Origin of the sequence: Arthrobacter sp. Hiyo1 (assembly GCF_001263615.2) — a bacterium.
GTDB lineage: Bacteria > Actinomycetota > Actinomycetes > Actinomycetales > Micrococcaceae > Arthrobacter.
This window is the reverse complement of the sequence record NZ_DF952468.1, coordinates 650,613-651,482: the sequence shown is the minus strand read 5'-3', so window position 1 is coordinate 651,482 and position 870 is coordinate 650,613. Positions and strand designations below refer to the sequence as shown.

The following is an 870-nucleotide window of genomic DNA, read 5'->3' as shown; positions in this document are numbered from 1 at the left end:
CTCATCTCGGGAGGCTGTGTTGGTGGACGGGGCCGGTCAGGAGGCGCGGGACACCCGTGACGGCAATCGGAGTCCGGCAGCGTTGTCCTTGCTGGTGCATGCCGGACCAGCCGCGGGCCTGGTCATACCGTTGGAACGGGGCACTTACACGATTGGCCGGAGCAACGCTGATATCTGCCTCCCGGATCCCGATGTTTCCCGGGTTCACGCCGTCCTCACGATCTCCGAAACAGCCGTCACCATAAGCGACACGGGGAGCGCGAACGGAACAGTGGTGGATGGACGCAAAGTCCGCTCCGCCCACCTCTCAACCGCTTCCAGGATTCGATGTGGTGGCTCGGTCATGTCAATAGTCTTCGGCGACGATGAGCATGGAGCGGAGTCGCTGGGGACCGCAGGCCTGGGCGTCGCCGAGCCGATCCTGGTTCCCCGGCGCCATGATGCCGGCAACCGAACGCAACTTCTCCTCACGGCCGGGCTCCCAGTCCTGCTGGGAGTCGGAATGGCACTTGCCACCGGCATGTGGATGTTCCTCGGATTCACCGCAATTTCGGCCATCGCGATTCTTGTCCCGGCAATTTCGGGAAAACGCGAGCGCCGCCTTCTGGCTGCCGCGATCGCGGCGGCCGTCGAACAGGATCGGGCCAGACGACGGCGGTGTTCACCATCCGCCGCTGAGCTCGCCTTTGCCGTCAGCTCAGCAGCCTGCTCCCCACGGAACACGGACGAAGGCAGTTGACACCGCCAAGAACCAGCACAACGCAAGGAACCGGCACGGTTAAGGGAGCCCGTACGAAGCACGCCTCGGGCGCAACGCAAGGAACGGCGGGCTGCCGCGATGTCTGGCTCCGGCTCGGCACCAGTCCGCAG

At 65.1% G+C, this 870-nt stretch carries 1 protein-coding gene; it reads left to right on the top strand.

Annotation, left to right across the window (positions count from 1 at the left end):
• Window positions 1-739: FHA domain-containing protein (locus AHiyo1_RS24390; RefSeq protein ID WP_216363123.1), on the top strand; the 739-nt coding region annotated here is incomplete at its 5' end.
• Window positions 740-870: the final 131 nt, after the last annotated feature.